Annotated in this window: 13 protein-coding genes; 10 read left to right on the top strand and 3 right to left on the bottom strand. The window is 22.9% G+C overall.

The features are described from left to right. Positions 1–20: 20 nt before the first annotated feature. Positions 21–1,031: an alpha/beta hydrolase gene (locus SFLOR_RS03345; RefSeq protein WP_211282843.1), complete on the bottom strand. Its 1,011-nt coding sequence runs from the start codon at positions 1,029–1,031 to the stop codon at positions 21–23. Between the two features lie 487 nt (positions 1,032–1,518). On the opposite strand from SFLOR_RS03345, the gene SFLOR_RS03340 reads away from it, so the two are divergent. The 7 genes from SFLOR_RS03340 to SFLOR_RS03310 all read left to right on the top strand — a co-directional run bounded on the left by SFLOR_RS03340 (position 1,519) and on the right by SFLOR_RS03310 (position 14,312). Further along, positions 1,519–2,034, top strand: a complete 516-nt coding sequence (locus tag SFLOR_RS03340; RefSeq protein ID WP_100916678.1) for a hypothetical protein — start codon at positions 1,519–1,521, stop codon at positions 2,032–2,034. A gap of 15 nt (positions 2,035–2,049) precedes the next feature. After that, positions 2,050–2,502, top strand: a complete 453-nt coding sequence (locus tag SFLOR_RS03335) for a dual specificity protein phosphatase family protein (RefSeq protein ID WP_100916677.1) — start codon at positions 2,050–2,052, stop codon at positions 2,500–2,502. A gap of 931 nt (positions 2,503–3,433) precedes the next feature. Next, a complete protein-coding gene (locus tag SFLOR_RS03330) occupies positions 3,434–3,982 on the top strand; it encodes a hypothetical protein (protein WP_100916676.1) in 549 nt (182 codons plus the stop codon). Between the two features lie 130 nt (positions 3,983–4,112). Continuing rightward, positions 4,113–6,962 (top strand): hypothetical protein, encoded by a 2,850-nt coding sequence (locus SFLOR_RS05995; RefSeq protein ID WP_100916675.1) that lies wholly within the window; start codon positions 4,113–4,115, stop codon positions 6,960–6,962. Between the two features lie 220 nt (positions 6,963–7,182). After that, the gene (locus SFLOR_RS03320; protein WP_100916674.1) at positions 7,183–9,054 is read left to right on the top strand and encodes a lipoprotein; all 1,872 of its coding nucleotides are present in this window, start codon (positions 7,183–7,185) and stop codon (positions 9,052–9,054) included. A 145-nt stretch (positions 9,055–9,199) separates the two neighbouring features. Continuing rightward, positions 9,200–11,077, top strand: a complete 1,878-nt coding sequence (locus tag SFLOR_RS03315) for a lipoprotein (RefSeq protein WP_100916673.1) — start codon at positions 9,200–9,202, stop codon at positions 11,075–11,077. A 415-nt stretch (positions 11,078–11,492) separates the two neighbouring features. Then, complete coding sequence (locus SFLOR_RS03310) at positions 11,493–14,312, top strand: glycosyl hydrolase family 18 protein (protein WP_100916672.1); 2,820 nt, start codon at positions 11,493–11,495, stop codon at positions 14,310–14,312. A 163-nt stretch (positions 14,313–14,475) separates the two neighbouring features. On the opposite strand, the gene SFLOR_RS03305 is transcribed toward SFLOR_RS03310, so the two are convergent. After that, on the bottom strand, positions 14,476–15,330 hold the full coding sequence (locus SFLOR_RS03305) for a DDE-type integrase/transposase/recombinase (protein ID WP_100916333.1): 855 nt from the start codon (positions 15,328–15,330) through the stop codon (positions 14,476–14,478). Further along, positions 15,297–15,626: a hypothetical protein gene (locus SFLOR_RS03300; protein ID WP_100916301.1), complete on the bottom strand. Its 330-nt coding sequence runs from the start codon at positions 15,624–15,626 to the stop codon at positions 15,297–15,299. The genes SFLOR_RS03305 and SFLOR_RS03300 overlap by 34 nt, the downstream gene beginning before the upstream one ends. A 168-nt stretch (positions 15,627–15,794) precedes the next feature. On the opposite strand from SFLOR_RS03300, the gene SFLOR_RS03295 reads away from it, so the two are divergent. From SFLOR_RS03295 to SFLOR_RS03285, 3 genes are all read left to right on the top strand, one after another. Beyond that, positions 15,795–17,438 (top strand): lipoprotein, encoded by a 1,644-nt coding sequence (locus SFLOR_RS03295; protein WP_100916671.1) that lies wholly within the window; start codon positions 15,795–15,797, stop codon positions 17,436–17,438. A gap of 223 nt (positions 17,439–17,661) precedes the next feature. Beyond that, positions 17,662–18,393 (top strand): MurR/RpiR family transcriptional regulator, encoded by a 732-nt coding sequence (locus SFLOR_RS03290; protein WP_100916670.1) that lies wholly within the window; start codon positions 17,662–17,664, stop codon positions 18,391–18,393. Positions 18,394–18,491: 98 nt separating this feature from the next. Then, positions 18,492–21,074 (top strand): PTS sugar transporter subunit IIABC, encoded by a 2,583-nt coding sequence (locus tag SFLOR_RS03285; protein WP_100916669.1) that lies wholly within the window; start codon positions 18,492–18,494, stop codon positions 21,072–21,074. Positions 21,075–21,091: the final 17 nt, after the last annotated feature.

Raw genomic sequence — 21,091 nt, 5'->3', positions numbered from 1 at the left:
CCTGTGTTTTTATTTCGTTTTTATAAAGATTGTAAATTTTGAGCAAAGCTAGTAGTAGTATTTATGTAATTGACCATGTTTTTGTGCATACTACTTGAATGTTTAGCATTTTCATATAATTTTAGTTCACTTAATTTATTTTCTTCTGTCATTATTTTCAAATGATACATAACAACTGAGTTTTGATACATTATAAAATCATCTTTTTTACCATGAATAAATAAGATTTTTAATTCACCAATATTTTCAAAACCTAATAGTAAGTTAACTTCTTTAATACTTTTCTTTGCATATCTTCTAAAATTATAGTTAATCCCTAAAGACATTAGTCATCAAGGCAACTTCATATATTTTTTTAAGAAGAATCTAATTTGAGGAACTGCTTGCGCAAAAGGACAATCTGCAATTAATCAATCTATTTTATTTGATTGATAATATTTTTTTGCAAAATAAAGTGAGCTAGTAGCTCCCATACTTGTTCCAAAGACCCCAATTTCTTCAACATCAAAGGTATTTTTAACTCAACTAATAACTTCATTTAAAACTTTTGCGTTAGTTAAACCAAAATCAGAGTATTTACCATAGGTTGAACCGTGAGCAAAAGCATCAAAAGTAATTAAATTATAACCTTGATCATAGAAGTGATAAATTCCCCTTAAACCCATGTATTTATTTCGTTTAAAACCATGAAGACCTACAACTCATTTTTTACTATTTTTATTTCTAACCATTAAAGCACTTATTTGTTCTTTAAGTGCTCCAATATTGAAATCTCTTATTTGTTCTTTTTTTATATTAAAATTGCTCATTTTTTTAATTTCTAGATCATAGAGTAAATGTTCATAGGTATTGAATTCAACAACACCTTTATAAGAACCTTTTCTAGGATATTTAAATAAATAGGGTACGAAGATAATTGCACAAAGTGCTGATAAAAGTAAAACCAACGGAAATAAAAGTATCATTAAAGTTAAATTAAATCAGTTATAGTGATATCTCTTTAACTTTTTTAGACTTTTTTTGTAATTCATTAATATCATTCCTTTTAAATTATTCTAAACAATTATAAATTAAATTTCTATTTATTTTTACTAAAATTGTTTATAAAAATAAATAAAATATATTTTTATTTCTTAAAATAATTTCTATTTTACATAAAACTACATACTTTTTCTTTGATATTGATAAAATAAAAGAGCCTTTTAATCAAAGGTGGGAATAAATAATTTTGCATTTAGAATAAGAATTAGTTTTGGTACTTGGGATTTGAAAAAATAAAAATAACCAATATTTTTTGAAGTATTAGATTAAAATATTATATTATTTTGTTTTCTTTGTTTTATAAAATAATATGGTATTAATTTTTAAATATAGATAGCTTAATGCTTAACACATACAGATTACATTTTTACTTAGATATCTTAAAATAGTATTAGCCAACTGATTTAAGATTAAATTATATAATATTTAAACTCGCTATTAGCGAGTTTTTTATTATAATTAAAAGGGGGTAATTATATGAATAATGTTAACTTTTTAAAGAAACTAAATACAATATTAATAGAAAGAGAATGTAATCATATTGAATTTTTTGATTCAAAAGATGTGCAGTTAAATGATGAGGGACAATCTTATGAATTGAAAAATGTCTATAAAGTACATTTTTTAAATACAAAAGATAAAATTGTTAATTTATATATAAAATTCGATGAAAATGATTGATTAATAAAAGCAAGTAATCAAAATAACATATCATATTATTGTGACCTAACAGGTAAAGAAAATTATGAGAAAGATGAATTAATTAATTTATATCTAGATAAATCAAGTAAAATAGGACTATTACAATTAAAAACAAGTTTACAACACTGACCAATTGTTTTTTTAGAACAAGTAATTGATGAAAGTAATCATATATTTGTAAATATTTTGAAATACAAAAATTTGGAAAATCAAAGTATTACAGACTATGATTGTTTGTTCATAGATAATGAAGAAGAATTTTTTAATGCATTTTTAGAAAATTGAATTTAAGATAGGAGATATGATATGAGCAAAAAAATAGTGGATAATTTATATTTAGGAGATATGCACTCAGTTCCAAAAGATTCTGACTTAATTCTTAGCTGTGCTCAAGAAATCTTTCAAGATCAAAATCCCCATAAAGGGTTAAATAAACTTATACAACATGAAAAAAAGAGAATACTTTATAACTTTGAAGATTATCCATATTTAGAAGATATGGATAAAAATTTAATACTTGATGCAATTAAAGAAATTGAAACCAATATTAAAGATAAAAAAATTTATGTTCATTGCATTTGAGGAGTTAATAGAAGTGCAAGTATAGTATTTATGTATTTAGTTAGAAATAATATAATAAAAGCAGATAATTATGAACAAGCTCAAAAAGAATATTGAAAAATATATCCAAATCACTCACCAAATCCAGGGTGAAAGGCCTTTTTAAAGCTAAATTTTCCATATAATTTTGAAAAATAGTTATTTATTAAATAACTATTTTTATTTATAATTAAAAATATTTTAATATTTTAAAAATATTTTTAAAAAAGACTTGCATTTTAAATTTAAAGTATTAAAATAAAGAAGTCAAAAGTATTACATATAAAAAAAGTGTAATCATTTGATGTAGTTCGGGAATAAACAAAATAGTTAGTTTAATTTAAAAACTATAGAGAGTTTCAGAAAAAGAAGCTTATTTTTTGTAAATAAGATATAAATTAAAGTTTTATATTAAAAACTCATAGTCAAAGTTTTAATTAAATTTTTATAAATATAAATAGATTATTTAAAATTTAAAATTATCTGAAAAGTTGAATAAACATAACTTTTTGTATACAAAAATTACTTTTATAAAAGAATTATTTTTTTATACAAAAATGCAGAAATTAAAAATTAATTTAAATATTTTTTATATCAAAAAAATTATTAAAAATATAATAATTTTAAAATATAAAAGAAATATAAAAAAGTAAAAATAATTTTATGTTAACTTATTATTATTGATTATTTTTATTAATAATTGATAATAATAAACGTAAGAGGTTACGAATCAACTTACGAAGATAGTAAATTTCTAATTATAGAAAACAGGGAATAAAAAAATAGTTAATCGAAGGTATTGATTTTATTAACTCAATATTAAATATAAAATCTCCAAGTTTCCAGTTACTTATAAAAGTAAAGGGTGTAAGGGTGGGATCAGGAAACTACAAGTTAATGCTACTTGTAAAAGAGCTTTGAAAAAAGCAAATAAGTACCTAGAACAATTCAAGTTGTTAAATTTAAAATTATTTTACCCTTAAATAGTTTTAGTCCAGAGTTAGCTCTGGGCTTTTTTTGTCTAGTTTTAATTTTAAAATGTTATACTTTTAATGGTTGTTATAGGTATTTAAATAATTAAGGAGATATTATGCTTAGAGTTTCAAAAACATCATCAAATGTAAGTATATATTTATTATTAATAACTCTAATACCAATAATGATAATAGGAATTTTTATGATTGCATTGAAATCATTAATGTTCAAAGGATATGAACTATTATGAAAACTAGGTACATGATTACAACAAGTAAGTGAAGCTAGTTTAGATACTATTAAAGGATTTGGTTGAACTGTATCAACAATTTGTTTAGTATTTTATATTATTTTAATTATTAATTTAATTTTAATTAATTCAAGAAGAGGATTTATACAAAGAATTGGTTTTGCTTTTGGTGTAGCAATTGGACTTTGTTTATTTATTATAGCATTTTTACCATTAATGGCTAAAAACTCTATTAAAATAGATCCATCTTTAATTGAATTAATATTTGGGCTATTATTAGCAACTGTAGGATTACACAGTATTGTTTTATTAATAGGCTCTACACTTGGTTTAATTTTTGCAAAAACAAGTATAGATTATTATGAAACAAAGAAAGTTAAAATAGAAAAGAAAACAAAAAATCTTACTCAATAAAATTTAAATATTATTTTCTTTAGATGTGAAAACATCTTTTTTTTTTTTTTTTTATAATTATTTGTATTGCGCAAGTAATAGTGCTTTACAACTTTATTAAATATTAAAAGAAAAAAAGGAGTAAATTAAAGTGAAAACATTATTAACTTTATTTAGTGGGATTTTAATTGCAGTCCCACCTGTAAATTTATTAATTGAACAAAGTGAATTTACTAAAGTATTTAATAGCAATAATAATTTAAATGTAGAAGGTGTTGATGAAACTAAAACATTTAATTTATTTGAAAATAATCAAGAGAGTTTAAAAGCTAGGAGCAATCAAAGTTTTGGTATTTCTTATGCTACGTCAATTGATTTTAACAATCAATTTAATAACTTAAATCTTAATCAAACAGTTGCAAGCTATAAATACAGTGATGAAGATAATTTGAACAATGAAATTATTTATAATATAACTGCAGATGGATTAGGAACTAACAGAATCTTAAAAAATAAAGAGGGTAAATTAACAGAAATAGTTCTTGGCGATATTTATAATGGAATTACAAATTATAATTGCTTTACATCAAGTTTTCTAAGTTCTTACAATGATCAATTAACTGGAGTTTTAACTTTGAAAGTAAACTATATGGCTTATGTTAATTCATCGATTGGCAATAAAGCAAAAGTTAATTTTTTTGATTTGGAAACTTCAATAAAAGTTAACAATGTAAGTTTAAAATTACCAGATGATTATAAAGAAGTTAAAAAAATATATTCACCTATAAAAACTTTAGAAGAAATGAATAATAGTATTTATGTTTTTTATGAGACAAATGATTCTATTACAACGTTAAAAGTAGCTCACTATGATTTAACAAATATTGTTGATTCAAACAATCATGGAAAATTTAAATTGAATCAAAAAGCATATGAAATAAAATCTAATTTGATTTTCAATATTTCAACAGCACAATACTTTGAATATGCTGAATTTTCTTTATCAAAAGACAATTTGGTTCAACTAAATTTATCTAACTCAAAAAACTTAAAATCTTATTTATTAAATTTAAATGGCAATAAACAAGGAACACAAATAAATCCTAACTTTAAAGAAATCAAAAAAGATAAGAGTTTAGCAATAGACTATATTATAAATTCTTTTCATAATTTAGATGAGAGAAACTATACTTTAATAGCAGCACATGATAAAAAATTTATTAATAAATCAACAATTTATTATATTGGAGGAGAAAATGAAGATACTTTAATACCCTTATTTGATTTACAAGCTCAAAGTTTTACTCAAAAATACAATAATAAATTCGTTAGTGAATCTAATAGAGTTATTAATTTTTATTCTTATTTTGATGAAATAAATCAAAACTATAATTTAGTAGTTTCAACACCAAACTCTATTTATAACTATTCTTATTTGAATGCACAAAGTATTTCAAAAAATGCTTTAGTGAGAAAAATTTTATTTCTAGACAGTGATTTAAAGACTTCAAAACCAATATTTTCAATTGTAAAAAATACTTTTTTATATTTAAATGAACAATTAAATTATAGTTTAGTAAAAGAAAAACATAGCTATTTTAGTAGTTCAGTTTTTGAAAAATTTAACTTAGAGAATTTAAATACACAATCCTTTATTTTTAAACCTAAAAAAATGTTAAATGACAGTGATAACTATGAACAAGAAATTTTAAAAGAAATTAAAAGTAATTTGAAAACTGGAAATTTAATATCTAATAGTTTAAAACTTAAAAAAATATTTAGTCAGTTGAAAACTGAAGACTACTTAATTAAAATTGAAGGTGAACAAAAAAATAAAATATTGGCAAAAGATAAATATGGAGAAAACGAAACTTCAGGATATGCAATTATTGAAAGTCAAGATGAAATAACTTCAAGATTTAGAGGCTCTAAAAGACAATTAGTTATTGCAAAATATAATAATAAGTTTAATTTAGCTCAAATAGCAGATCAAAAATCTGAATATAAGGTTTGAAATGAGAATTATATTTTAGATAAATACAATGATTTTAATAGTGTTATAGGTTGAGTTTATAATCAAATTCAAAACAGTTTGGAAAAAATTAAGGGTTTTGAAAATAAAGTAATGTGAAAAGAATTAGATAATTCATATTGAGAAATTAATGATTGAAAGAAAGGAAATACTAATAAGAGATTTAATAGTGGATGGGGTTTATTTGGTACAAATTCAAAATATGAAAAGTTGGAAAATGGAAAAACTAAAATAACTCTTGATGGGATAAAAATCAAACCTGTTAATGATAAAGATAATAATTTATTTTATGTAAGCAATTCTTTTGAATCTGAAAGTAATGAGTATGTAAAATTGCCACCTTTAATTGCAATAGTAAATTTAAGAAGTACGACATTAGAAAATAGAGTTGCTCTGAGTCAAAAAAATAAATTGGATTTAAATTCAAAAATTAAAGATATCTCTAAAATAGTATTTAAAGCCAATAATTTAACAACTCAAAATACTTATGAAAATAGAGTACAAATTCAAAACTTTTTAAATAAAAATTCAAAATTAGATCCATCATTGGGAATTGCTTTAATAAATATAAAAGATAATAATTATTTTACTTTTAAACCTGATTCTACAAAAATAAAAGTTAGAATTTTTGATAGAGCTTTTAAAGTAAACTCTACTCTAAAATCCTTAGAGACAAACAATAAAGATAGTTATAATTATGTAACAATAGAAATTAAACTTTATAATCTTAAAAGACCCAATTCATTGCCAAATTGATTAATAATTTTATTATCAGTTCATTCAGTTTTAATAGTTATTCTTTTATTAATTACAGGCACAATTATAAGAAGTAAATTTTATTTAAAGAAAGAAGATAGAAAAAAAGATAATAAATGTAAATTAAAGAAAAAGAAAAAGAAAAAGAAAAAGAAAAAGAAAAAGAAAAACACAAAAAACACAAAAACGATTAAAAAGAAAACTGGAAAATAATATTCTCAACAAGTTTTTTAAAGTTATTTTTATTATCCAACATTCTTAATCTAAAGTACTTACCAAAATTAATCAGCACAAACTGAACAAGGTTCCCAATATGGGGGAACGTTTTGAAGAAAAGTCAAAAATTTGACTTTTTTTTTTTTTTTTATAATCATTGATATCAATTTGAATTGTTTATTTGTATTTTAACAGTTCTTTAAAAAAGGAGAATAAAATGAAAAAATTATTAAGTGTATTGGCAACAATTGGACTTGTATCAACATCAACTGTTAGTGTAGTTGCTTGTGGTACAAAAGAAAAATCAACAGATAACTTTAAACCAGAAGAACCTCAAAAAGAAGACTTAAATGAGATTATAAAAGATTTTCAAGATGAAGTTACAAAAATTTACAATAGCCATATGAAAAGTGAAGTGATTGGAAATCTTATAGGTTTACAAGAAACAGAGAAAAACTATTTGTTTATTAAAAAAGATAATATAATAGCTTTTTCAAATAAGGAAAAAGATATAACAGCTGAAAATAAAAAACAAATAGAAAATGATGAGAATCTAATTTTAAGATCAAAATTATTGGCAGAAAAATTAAATGAGTTAAAAAAAGTAAATAAATATAAAGTTATTTTAGATGAAGTTGACTCAATATTTGATGGAGTAGAAGTTATTTATAATGATAATTTTAAAATAAAATCAGGAGAGTTATCTCAGGGAGTTTATATAGGGAACTTTATAAATGAATATAAAGTAAATATAAAATACAAAGGAAAAAATGATATTGAAAAATTTGAAATTAGAAATACTTTAAAATATACTTCAACAGATAGTGAAACATTTAAATTAGCAGGAGATAATCTAGCAAAAAATATTGAAAAGGACTTTTTAGTTTCAAATGAAATGAAAAAATACTCTAATTTTGAATGAAAGAACATAAGAAATAATAAAAACTCTTATGAAGGGTATGGAGAATTTTCAAATGAGATAAAAAGTTATATAAATTCAAGTGATGAGTATAAGAATAATTTAATTAATTTTATTAAGCAAAATTATTTTACAAGTTTTCAAAATTTAATTTTAGAGTTCAATAAAAACAATATTTATATAGATTCAAGTTTTAAAACTAACTTACTAAATGTATTTGAAACTAAAAGTTCAAAGTCATTTGAAGATTATACAAAATCAAATCAAAATTCTGAAAAAATTTTTAAAACTATTTTTAGAAATGATCCAAATAGTGAATTAAATACTCAAACTTTAAAAGAGCTTTATTTTACAAATGATAATATGGATAAGTGAAATAAAGAATTGATTACATTAAAAAGTAATTATCTTAAAAATTTAAAGTTAACAGATCAGCAAACTAATTTAATTGAAAAATCTAATGAATATATTAGGGCAGACTCAATAGGAAATCTTAAATTGAAAGGGGCAACTATTACAATAGGTTCAGGAAATAATAAATATATTCATGAGTTATCTGATTTTAATTTATCTGTAACATATAATGCTTCTTCAAAAACTGAAGATAAAATTGAATTATTAAGTGAGTTTACTTCAAAAGTTATAATAAAAGGAATGCATAATTTTTATGGAATAGATTCAAATTTTAAATATCCTGAGTTTAATTCTAATCAAGATTACTTAATGAATATTGAAAGTAGAGATATAGTTTTAAATATAAAAGAATATATTAAATCTACTACTTCAAAATTTTCAGGAGATATAGATCCACCTTTTTGAAGTCTTTGAAATAATATAAAGTATCAAAAAAAGAAAGAGTTTATTAGTAATTTAAATATTTTCAATATGTTAAATGAAAAAATATCTTGAGTATATTTAATTTTACCAAACTATTCAACAAACTTAGTTACCTTGCAAAAATCAAATTCCGTAACTATGTATAATAATAAAATTGATTATGTTTTAAATGAAAATAATATATCTTTTATTCCTGCAAAAAGTGGGGTCAAGGATAAAAATCCTGATTCAATTACATTTAAATTTGGTTATTTAGCAGTTAATTTTAAGTATGAGAAATTATTTAAATTATCTGAAAAACAAGAATCAAAAACATTTGTGAAATTTGTATAGTTAAAAAATAAAGTAAATAAGCATTTTTTTGCCTATTTTTTCGAATAAAAGTCAAAAATTTGACTTTTTTTTTTTTTTTTATAATCATTGATATCAATTTGAATTGTTTATTTGTATTTCAACAGCTTTTAAAAAAGGAGGAAAAATGAAAAAATTATTAAGTATATTGGCAACAATTGGATTTGTATCATCTTCAACTGTTAGTGTAGTTGCTTGTGGTACAAAAGAAAAATCAAAAGATAACTCTAAGCCAGAAGAATCTCAAAAAGAAGACTTAAATGAGATTATAAAAGATTTTCAAGATGAAGTTACAAAAATTTACAACACCCATATGAAAAATGAAGTTATTCAAAATCTTATAGGTCTACAAGAAACAGAGAATAACTATTTGTTTATTAAAAAAGATAATATAATAGCTTTTTCAAATAAAGAAAAAGATATAACACCAGAGAATAAAAAACAAATAGAAAATGATGAAAATCTAATTTTAAGATCAAAATTATTGGCAGAAAAATTAAATGAGTTAAAAAAAGTAAATAAATATAAAGTTATTTTAGATGAAGTTGACTCAGTTTTTGAAGGAATAGAAGTTATTTACAATGATAATTTTAAAATAAAATCAGGAGAGTTATCTCAGGGAGTTTATATAGGGAACTTTATAAATGAATATAAAGTAAATATAAAATATAAAGGAAAAAATGATATTGAGAAATTTGAAATTAGAGATACTTTAAAATATACTTCAACAGATAGTGAAACTTTTAAATTAGCAGGAGATAATCTAGCAAAAAATATTGAAAAGGATTTTTTAGTTTCAAATGAAATGAAAAAGTATTCTAATTTTGAATGAAAGAATATAAAAAATAATAAAAACTTTTATGAAGGGTATGGAGAATTTTCAAATGAGATAAAAAATTATATAAATTCAAATAATGAGTATAAGAATAATTTAATTAACTTTATTAAAAAAAATTATTTCACAAGCTTTGAAAATTTAACTTTAGAGTTTAATAAAAACAGTATTTATGTTGATTCAATTTTTAAAACTAACTTACTAAATGTATTTGAAACTAAAAGTTCAAAGTCTTTTGAAGATTATACAAAGTCAGAACAAGGTTCTGAGAAAATTTTTAAAACTATTTTTAGAAATGATCCAAATAGTGAATTAAATACTCAAACTTTAAAAGAGCTTTATTTTACAAATGATAATATGAATAAGTGAAATAAAGAATTGACTACTTTAAAAAGTAATTATCTTAAAAATTTAAAGTTAACAGATCAACAAAGCAACTTAATTGAAAACTCCAATGAGTATATAAAGGCAGATTCAATAGGAAATCTTAAATTGAAAGGGGCAACTATTACAATAGGTTCAGGAAATAATAAATATATTCATGAGTTATCTGATTTTAATTTATCTGTAACATATAATGCTTCTTCAAAAACTGAAGAGAAAATTGAATTATTAAGTGAGTTTACTTCAAAAGTTATAATAAAAGGAATGCATAATTTTTATGAAATAGATTCAAATTTTAAATACCCTGAGTTTAATTCCAATCAAGATTACTTAATGAACATTGGAAGTAAAGAAATTATTTCTCAAATGAAAGAAGATGATATTAGATCCAAACCTTCTAAAAGTGGAGGAAATTTAAATAGAATATTTTGAAGTCTTTGAGATAGTTTTAAATCTTCACAAAATTCTAAGGAATTTATTAATAATTTAAATATTTATAATATGTTAAATAAAAATTTATCATTAGTATATTTAATTAATTCAAACAGCTCAAACAATTTATATGATTTAGAGTCATCAAATAAAGGAAGTTATTATAATAATAAAATTGAATATGTTTTAAATGAAAATGATATATCTTTTATTCCTGCAAAAAGTGGAGCAAAGGATAAAAATCCAGATTCTATTACATTTAAATTAGGTTATTTAGCAGTTAATTTTAAGTATGAGAAACTGTTTAAATTATCTGAAAGTCAAGAGACCAAAGCATTTATTAAATTTATGTAGTTTAAAAATTATCTTGAGCATTTACTTATAATTACGAAGTTCCAATAGAAACAATTGGAACTTTATATTTTTTATAAGCTATTGTTATACTATTTTCATTTGCATATAGTAATACAATCTGCTTTAAACTCTTCATTGTATTTAGGGATTTTTGATCAAGTTTTACTATGCTTATTTTCTTTCTTTTAAATATTTTAAATAAATTTTAATGTTACTTCTTTAAACTTAGTTTAAAAAAATTCCACATCTTTTAAAAAATAGAGTATAGAATTATTTTTACATGTTTATTAATGAATTTTTGGCTTATAAAAGCAATTAAGTTTATTTTTTAACTTATTTTTAAAATTCTGTCATTAAAATAGTGGATATTTTATATTTTGTCAATTTTAATATAAAATATTTAAAGGAGGTAATTATGAGAAAAAAAATATATCTATTATCTGTTTTAGGACTTATTGGGGTGCCAGCTACATATACAACATCATGTAGCTTATTAAATAACAATATCAGTAATTTATTGAAAAACACTGATATTGGAACATTGAAAAATAATGAATCTGTAACAATCTCTGAAGCTGTCATTAAAAAGAATAGCGGTTTATCAAAAGATGATTTTATAGTTAAAGATATTAAAAATGATTCAGCAATTATTGAGGGTATTAGTAAATATTCAGGAAATATTAAAGTAACATTTAAAGTTATAAGAAAATTAGATGAAGTTTTAAAAAATCCAAATTTAGGGGAAATAAATAATAATAGTCAAGAAACTATTAAAAGAGCTATTATTAGTAATAATCTTGAATTAAAGGAAAGTGATTTTATTTTAACTAATATTAATAGCAATTCTGCTATTGTACAGGGACAGAATGATTATGAAGGAGAAGTTAAAATTACTTTTGCTATTGCAAAACAAGAAAAAATAGAGTTGAGTACACTTTTAAAAAATACTAATTTAGGAATTCTTGAAGATAATAAAAGCTCTACAATTTTAAAAGTTATTCTTCAAAAAAATAGTGGTCTAAGTGAAAATGACTTTACAATTAATCAAATAACTAAAAGTTCTGCTATAGTTAGTGGAATAAATAAATATAATGGAAATGTAACAGTGAGTTTTTCAATAAGGAATAGAGTTGAATTAAGTACAATTCTTACAAATACAAACTTAGGAGTTTTAAATAGCAAGGATTCTAAAACTATTAAAAAATCTATTATAGAAAAAAATCAAAATTTAACTGAAGATGATTTTATGTTAGAATCTATTTCAATGAATTCAGCTGTTGCAGTTGGAATTAACAATTATATAGGAAAAGTTAATGTTTTATTTCAACTTTCAGCTGTTAAACCAGATTCAATACAATTAAAAGAAGCAATAAAACAAACTAATTTAGGAACAATTGTTTCATCAGAACCTGAAGAAATTTTAAAAGGACTTAAAATAAAAAATCCAAATATTGACACTAATTTTCTTGGTGTAAGATGAAATGGTGCAAATGGAGGAAATGGTTGAGGAAATGTATATTCATTAGATAAATCAGTTTATATAGATGTTCAAGATAGTGGAGTGGATGTTTCTTTCACTGTAGATGAGTCATTAGAAAGTACACCTCTTTCACAAGTGATTACAAATACAAACTTAGGTATGATAAATTCAAATGATCAAAATACAATATTGCAAGTTGTAAAACAAAAAAATTCTAGTTTAGAAACAAAATATGTGGAAGTTATTAATATTGGTGATAACCAAGCAATTATAAAATCAACTAATATCAGAAAGTATAAAGGTCAAGTTAGTGTAAAATTCACAATAGATACATCAAATGCTATGGATTTAGCAAATGTTGTTACAAACAGAACACTAGGATTAATTAACTCAAATGATCAAGATGCACTAAAATCAGCTGTTTATAATAAAAATCAACAACTTGACATTAACAGTATCAAATTTATTGATATATTAGCAGATAGTGCTTTAATTGTTTCTACAAATCCTGCTAAATATAAAGGTAATGTAAGAGTAACATTTAGTGTTGATAATTCTAATGCAATAGATTTAAAAACAGTAATTTCTAAAACAAATCTTGGAGGTATTCCAGATAGTTATCAATCTTCAATTAAAAGAACTTTAAAATATTTAAACTCTTCATTAGATGAGAGTTCAATAAAAGCAACACAAATTTCAAAAGAAAAAGCAACAATTGTTTCTACGAATCCTGCTAAATATAAAGGAAGTGTTGATGTTATTTTTGAAGTAAAAACACTTGTAGGTTATTGATATGAGTGAGGAGGAGCATTTGAAAATAAAATGGCTCTTGATCAAATTGATTCTAGATACAATGTTATAGATGTTTCATTTTTATATTCACAACATCCTTATGCAATGCCAACATATCAACCAAATAATCCTAGTGTAATTAAACAAGCAATTAAAAAATTGCAAAGTCAAGGAAGAAGAGTTTTAATTTCAATGGGAGGAGCAACAGGGGGAGAAATGCTATTTAGAAGTAATCAAAAAGATGAACTTAAAGCAGCAATAAAACAAACTGTTGAAGAATATGGTTTTGATGGACTTGATCTTGACTGAGAAGGAAATTCACTAGCAAGTAGTGAATCACAAAAAGTTACATCAGATGCATTAAAAGAAATTAAAGATGAGTATAAAAAAGAAAATAGAGACTTTATAATCACAATGGCACCAGAATTACCTTATCTGCGTAAAGCTGGTTATGCTGGTAAAAGTTATGGAACTTTCTTAAATGAGTTAAAAGATTACTATGATTGAATAAATCCACAATATTATAATGGTTGAGGAGATGGACCAACAGTTGATGCCCAAGATGCAGCTAAAGTTGGTGTATCAGCTGGAACAATTATTTCAAATGATAATAAAGAAAAACGTGGAGAGTTCTTTTATTTAGTAACTAAATATATGACTTCAAGACCAGGGGGAGTAGATAATTATTTCCAAATTTCTCCTGATAAATTTGTTATTGGAGCTGCAACAAATGAACCAGCTGGTCGAGGAGCTGCAACAAAAGATGCAATTAATAAAGCATTCAATTTATTGAAAGAAGATTCAATACATATTAGAGGTTTAATGACATGATCTGTTTTATGAGATGGATTTGAGGGAATGATTCCAGATCAGTATGGATCAACAGTTGCAAAAGTTGAATGAAAAAGATGATCATATGCTAAATGATATGAAGATTCATTTGGTAAATTAAAAAATAAATAATATTTTTAGAAAATATAAATAAAAATACTATAAAAGCAGAAACTAATAAAAGAGTTTCTGCTTTTTTATTTATATAGTTATTATTCCATAAAAGACATCTTTATTTTTTCATTCTATAAAGTGACAACGTTCCCCCCAAATTGGGAACGTTTTTTTTTTTTTTTTATCATTTTTTATTCATTCTAATTCTATCATTATTATAAAAGTCCAATCATGCTCATGCTATTTCCATACATTGATTAATGTTTTCAATATGACATGTTCTTATAGTTTCATCTTTTAAACGACCATGAAAACTTTCATGTTTACCATTATGATGAGGTGTTCCTGGTTTTGAATAGCTTCTAATAATTTGTAAATCATTACATAAACTTATGTAATCCAGAGAGGTATATTGATTTCCATTATCTGAATGTAATAATATTGAACCTAAATATTTTTTATTTTTATATGCCATTTCTACAGCTTCAAGAACAAAATCTGTTTTTTGATTATCAATTCTTTTAGATTTTCCTATTATTTCTCCAGTTAAATTATCTTGAACTGTGCAAATATAACCTTTTTTTGTTTTAACTGAAAATTCAGTTATATCACTAGTTCAAATATTTTCAAAACCAATTTCTTTTGCTTCTTTTAAATAATTCTTTCTAATAGTTTCGTTATATCTTTTAATCTCATGTTTAGATTGTTTCTTAATGTAATATGCAATATGATTAAATTTTTTAAATATACGTTCTAATTTTTTATGATTAATTCTGAAAGGGTCAATATAATTTAATTTAAAATATAGGGCTCATCTTTTAGCACTATAAGCACTAAGGAAATTATTCCTTTCAATTTCTGAAATAACTAAATTCATAATTCTTGTATCATCCAGGAAATTCATTAAAGTTTTATTTTTTTTATATGTTGATGTTCTATTAATATTTAAAATTTTACAAATCATTGTTCTATTGCTCTTGGTATTTATCAATAATTGTTGAACTATTTCTTTTTGGTTTTGGCCTTGGAGGCTCATTGCTTTTTTAAAATATCATTCTCCTTAATTAATTCCTTATTGTAATCAAATAGAATTCCTACAAACAGATCATTTGCCTTTTGAGATATACTGTAATCTATTTTATAAGGTAAACGAGTTTTTGAATCACCAATATCTGTATTTTTGTATTTGTTTATTATTGTTCCAATTGATCCTGTAGTTGAGTTAAATTTTAATGCTATTTCCTTTAGAGAATAACCATTCAAACTTAATTCAATAATTTTTTCTTTTTCTTCTTGAGTTCACTTTCTAAACTTTTGTCCTTTTTTTGCCATATACTTTATCCTTTTCTATTATTGTATAAAAATTGTTGCCTAAATGGGGGGAACATTCTAACCTCTGTCAAGTCAATAAACTTGATTTTTTTTTTTTTTTTATATAATTAGCAATATCAATTTGAATTGTTTATTTGTATTTTAATAGCTCTTATAAAAGGAGGAAAAATGAAAAAGTTATTAAGTTTATTAGCAACTACAGGTTTAGTTGCAACTACAAGTGCAACAGTTGTAGCATGTAAAAGTGAAGTAAAAAAAATTGAATTAACTAAAATAATAATCAATAAAAATTTAGGAGAATTAAATCAAGATGGAAATACGGGTAAACCGAGTTCAGAAACTATTTTAAATGCTACATTTGCTAAAAACAAAGAGTTAATAAAATCAGAAGTTGAAGTTAAAAATATTACTAATGTAAAAGCCGATATTGTTGTTAAAACAGATTCAAAAAAATATATTGAAAAAGGTTCAGTTGAAGTTAATTATATTGTTAAAAATGATATTAAAAATAAAATAGATTTATCAAAAATCAAAGGTGAGAGTTTAGAAATTTCACCTTTGGAAAATAGTGAATCAAGTGCTAAAAAAGCTGTTATTGATCAAATTAAATCTAAATTAAGTATTGATGTTGTTGAAAGTACTGATATTAGTTTTGAAAATTATAAAAAACCAACATTAAGTGAAAAAGGTTCAATTGAAGTTAAATCAGTTAAAGCATCAACAAAAGTAATTGGATCTGCTACATTTATATTAAACTATAAAGAAGATAGAATAGATTTATCAAAAATCAAAGGTGAGAGTTTAGAAATTTCACCTTTGGAAAATAGTGAATTAAGTGCTAAAAAAGCTGTTATTGATCAAATTAAATCTAAATTAAGTATTGATGTTGTTGAAAGTACTGATATTAGTTTTGAAAATTATAAAAAACCAACATTAAGTGAAAAAGGTTCGATTGAAGTTAAATCAGTTAAAGCATCAACAAAAGTAATTGGATCTGCTACATTTATATTAAACTATAAAGAAGATAGAATAGATTTATCAAAAATTAAAGGTGAGAGTTTAGAAATTTCACCTTTGGAAAATAGTGAATTAAGTGCTAAAAAAGCTGTTATTGATCAAATTAAATCTAAATTAAGTATTGATGTTGTTGAAAGTACTGATATTAGTTTTGAAAATTATAAAGAACCAACTTCAACTGAAAAAGGCTCAATTGAAGTTAAATCAGTTAAAGCATCAACAAAAGTAATTGGATCAGCTACTTTTATATTAAACTATAAAGAAACACGTAAAAGTATAGCAAATATTTCTCCTAAATTAGATTTTAATAAATCAAAAATAGAAATTGAAAATATAATAAAAGAAGAGATAATAAAAATTGATAAAAATGTAGTTTTAGATAAAGATTATAAAATTAGTGTTAAAGATAAAGAAAATAAATCAAAAATATTAAGCAATACTGTTAAAACTGCTGCAGGTGATGTAATTGAAATTAGTGCAATTGAAACTTCAAAATTAATTAAAGATTCTAAAAATGTAAAAATTGAGCAAAAAAATATTGAAGAGGTTATTGATTTAAAAAATAAAGTATTTGAAAATAAAATATTTTATGTAGATTCTTTTAGTGGAGATCAAGCAAAAGTAAAAAAAATGATTAAAGATACTTTTGGTTTAACTGAACAAGATTTTAAAGCAAACTATGAATCTAAAAAAGATACAAATAATGAAGAATATGAGATTGAAACAATTGCGGGAATAGGCAATTATAAAGGTTCTATAAGTTTTGAAATAAGAGTTAAAAAAGGTAATATTTAAAATAAAAATACAACTTTATTAAAAAAGTCTAAATATACTTTGTTAACAAGACAAAATGTTTTTTATAAAAGTACTTATATTCAACTATTTAAAAAAGTTTGTGAAACAATAAAGTTATAAAAACATTTTAGTAATTTAACACTTATAAAAAAAATTATTTTACAATAATTTTTTTTTTTTTTTTTATAATTTTAAAAAAATATAATAATATAGGAGGCAAAATATGTGATCTGTTTATGATAAATTAGAAGATTTTATTAATAATAGTAAAGATAGTTCATTTAAAATAATTGCTAAAAATATAATAGATTTATTTGATAAGGGTGAATTTATTAATCAAAAAGAAATTGCTGAACTTTCATTTGTTGCAAACTCTACAATAACCAAATTTTCAAAAGCAATTGGTTATTCAGGGTATAAAGAATTATTATTCACTTTAAAAAATGAATATGACAAGTATGGAAATCAAGAAGTAAAATATAATGTTAAATCAAAAGAAATAATTTTTTCAATCTTTAATTGAATTGAAAAGAATTCAGAGTTTATTGAAACATTAACAAATGAAATTAAAAACTCTAAATGTATAAAAATATATGGTTCATATCAAGTGCAAAACTCAGTTAGATATTTATATGATTCATTAGTAGCTTTAAATAAAAATCCAATAATAATTAACAATGATTATGATTATTTAAATAAAGACTTTAGTGACTCACAAATTGTAAATATTTTAGTTGTGTGTGGAAAAGATAATAAATCTTTAATAAGAAACTTTAATAGTAAGTTTAATAAAAATCAAAAAAATTTTTTAATTGTCTCAAAATTTCAAGAATCAATAATTAAATTAAAGTTTGACAAATCATTGGTTATTAATTATCAATATGATGATAGTAAGTCTATATACAGAAATATTGCATTAAGTATTTTGTTCTTAACTATTTTTCAAGATCTTTAATAACAAAATTTCCCTTTTTGGAAATAAATATCTACTTTATTTAAAAAACATTTTTTTAATTTTTTTAATAGAAAATAATTCTAGAAAGAAATTATTATATGGAAATTAAAATATTTTCTCCTATGGATGGAGAAATTAAAAAAATTGAGGAATGTTCTGATTCAATGTTTGCTCAAAAAATGATGGGTGATGGTTTTTTAATTGTACCAACTTCTAATGAACTTTATTCACCATTTTATAAGGGAAATGTTGCAATGATTTTTGATACAAAGCATGCAGTTTTTTTAGAAAGTGATAATCTAAAAATGCTTATTCATGTTGGTATTGATACTGTTTCATTGAATGGGAAACCTTTTAAATTAAATGTAGAACAAAACAATAAAGTTGATTTGAATACTAAAATAATGACTATTGATTTCAATCAAATAGCTCAAAAAAATTTAGTAACTGAAACTCCAATAGTTTTTGAAGAATCAAATTTATCTACATTTAAAATAAAAAAATTAAATACAGGAAAAGTTAAAAAAGGTGATTTGGTTGCTTTAATTGAATATGAAATTAAAAAGGAAAGCCAAGTTAAAAAAGAAAAAATAGAGTTAATTGGTTTTGAATCTAAATATTTAACTTCTGCAAAACAATTTATAAAAAATGTTGGAGGCTTTTCAAACTTTGAAGAAGTTTATAATTGTATGACTAGATTACGATTTAAAATAATTGACAAAGAAAAAGTTGACGTACAAAAAATTTCTAATAATGAACTTGTTAAAGGAACAGTGTGAAATGGCAATGAATTACAAGTTATTATTGGGGGAGAGTGCTATAAAGTTAAAGATGAAATTTCAAATATTCAAGCTGGAGTTTATGATCAAGAAACTCAAGAGACAAAAATATTTATAAAACCAAAATTTTCAAAAAGATTTTTGGCAGCTATCACAGGAATAATGACTCCTCAAATTCCAACATTAATGGCTGTTGCATTATTGGCAGCATTACAAGCTTTGCTTGTTTCAACAAATGCAATTGTAGATGCATCTCAATTTGAAAATGTAGCGGACGCAGGATTGTTTGCAGCAACAATGTATATTTTAAGTAAAATTGGATTTAGTTTAATGGGAGTATTGTTTTGTATTTCTACAGCTAAATATTTTAAAGGTAACATAATGATGGCTGCTCTAATTGGTTTAACTATTACTTCAAGAATGTTATTTTCTGGAAACATTATACCAATTGAGGAAGCAAAGTTTGGAAATTGAACATCTTCAGATTTAGCAGGACCTGGATGATTACTATTTAAGATAGGAAGTTTTCCAATACTTGTTAAAGGATATGAAGGAAGTGTATTGCCATTTATAGCAGCTGCAATATTGATGGTATATTTAGATAAATGAATTAAGTCATGAATAAATCCAACAGTAGATATTGTTTTTAGACCATTTATGGTTTACACAATTATTTGTGTTGTTACATTATTTGTATTTGGACCAGCTTTAGGAATGGTTGAGTTTGGATTAAGTCAAATATGTATTTTATTTGAAAAAATTCCTTTAGGTTTAGGAGTGGCTTTATTTGCAATGTTGTGACAAATAATGGTTTTAACAGGAGTTCACGTTGCTGTTATTATGAGTATTATGATAGGAACACTTTTCCAAAATCCTGTTATACCAACTTCATTAGATATAGCAACAGCAATTGGATCATTTGGTCAAGTTGGAGCTGCAATAGGACTTATTGTTGTGACACGAAATTCACAGTTAAAAAATTATACAATTGGTTGTTTAACTGCAGGAATGTTAGGAATAAGCGAACCCATTATATATGGAGCAACTTTACCAAAAGTTAGACCTTTCATAGGAGGTTGTATTGGAGCTGGACTAGGTGGGCTAATGCTTGGTTTGTTAAACATTAAAGCTTCAATTGTTTCAGGATTAGGAGTGTTTTCAATTACAGCTGTAACTGGTTTTGTTAATCAATTATTATTTATATTGTGTTGACTAGTTGCAATTGGTGGGGGAGCATTGTTTACAATATTACTTTATTCTGAAAAATGAGATGAAATTAAATTTAGCAAAAAACAATTTGGTAAAATTAATTCAATTATCTCAAAGATATTAATAGCAAATGGACTTGAACAAAAAGAGGCAAAAGAAAAAATAAATTTAATAGAAAAACAATATATTGATGAATTGGAAAATTCAAAATTAATATTTAAAAATTATTATAAGTACTTTATTTTAAAAACAAAATATGAAGCAAAATTAAATCTGATACTTGCAAAAGAAGAAAAAAATAAAAGAATTCTTTTTGCAAAAGCAAAAAAACTTCTTGATAATGAAAAAGCAGATCAAGAAAAAGTAAACGAAGCAATTATAAAATCAAATGATTATAATTTAAGTAGTCAAAAAGCTGAATTAAATAATAAAATTAATGAATGAAATATTGAAAATGAAAAAGTTATAAAAGAATATGATTTAACAATTGCCAAACTAACACAAATGTATAATGATACTTTAAAAGAGTTAGCAAAAATATCAAACTTTGAAAATATAATGAAGTTTGAAAATAATTTATACAATGGTATAAATTCAGTAAAAATTAATTTTGGAGTTTTAGATGAAAAGGATTTTACCTTTTCTAAAGAAGATAAGAAAATAGTAAAAGAATTATTAACAATTAGTAATTAAATATAGAAAATTGAGGT

The sequence above is a fragment of the Spiroplasma floricola 23-6 genome (genome assembly GCF_002813555.1).
GTDB lineage: Bacteria > Bacillota_I > Bacilli_A > Mycoplasmatales > Mycoplasmataceae > Spiroplasma_A > Spiroplasma_A floricola.
The sequence above is the reverse complement of the archived record's forward strand: the minus strand, read 5'-3'. Positions and strand labels throughout refer to the sequence as shown.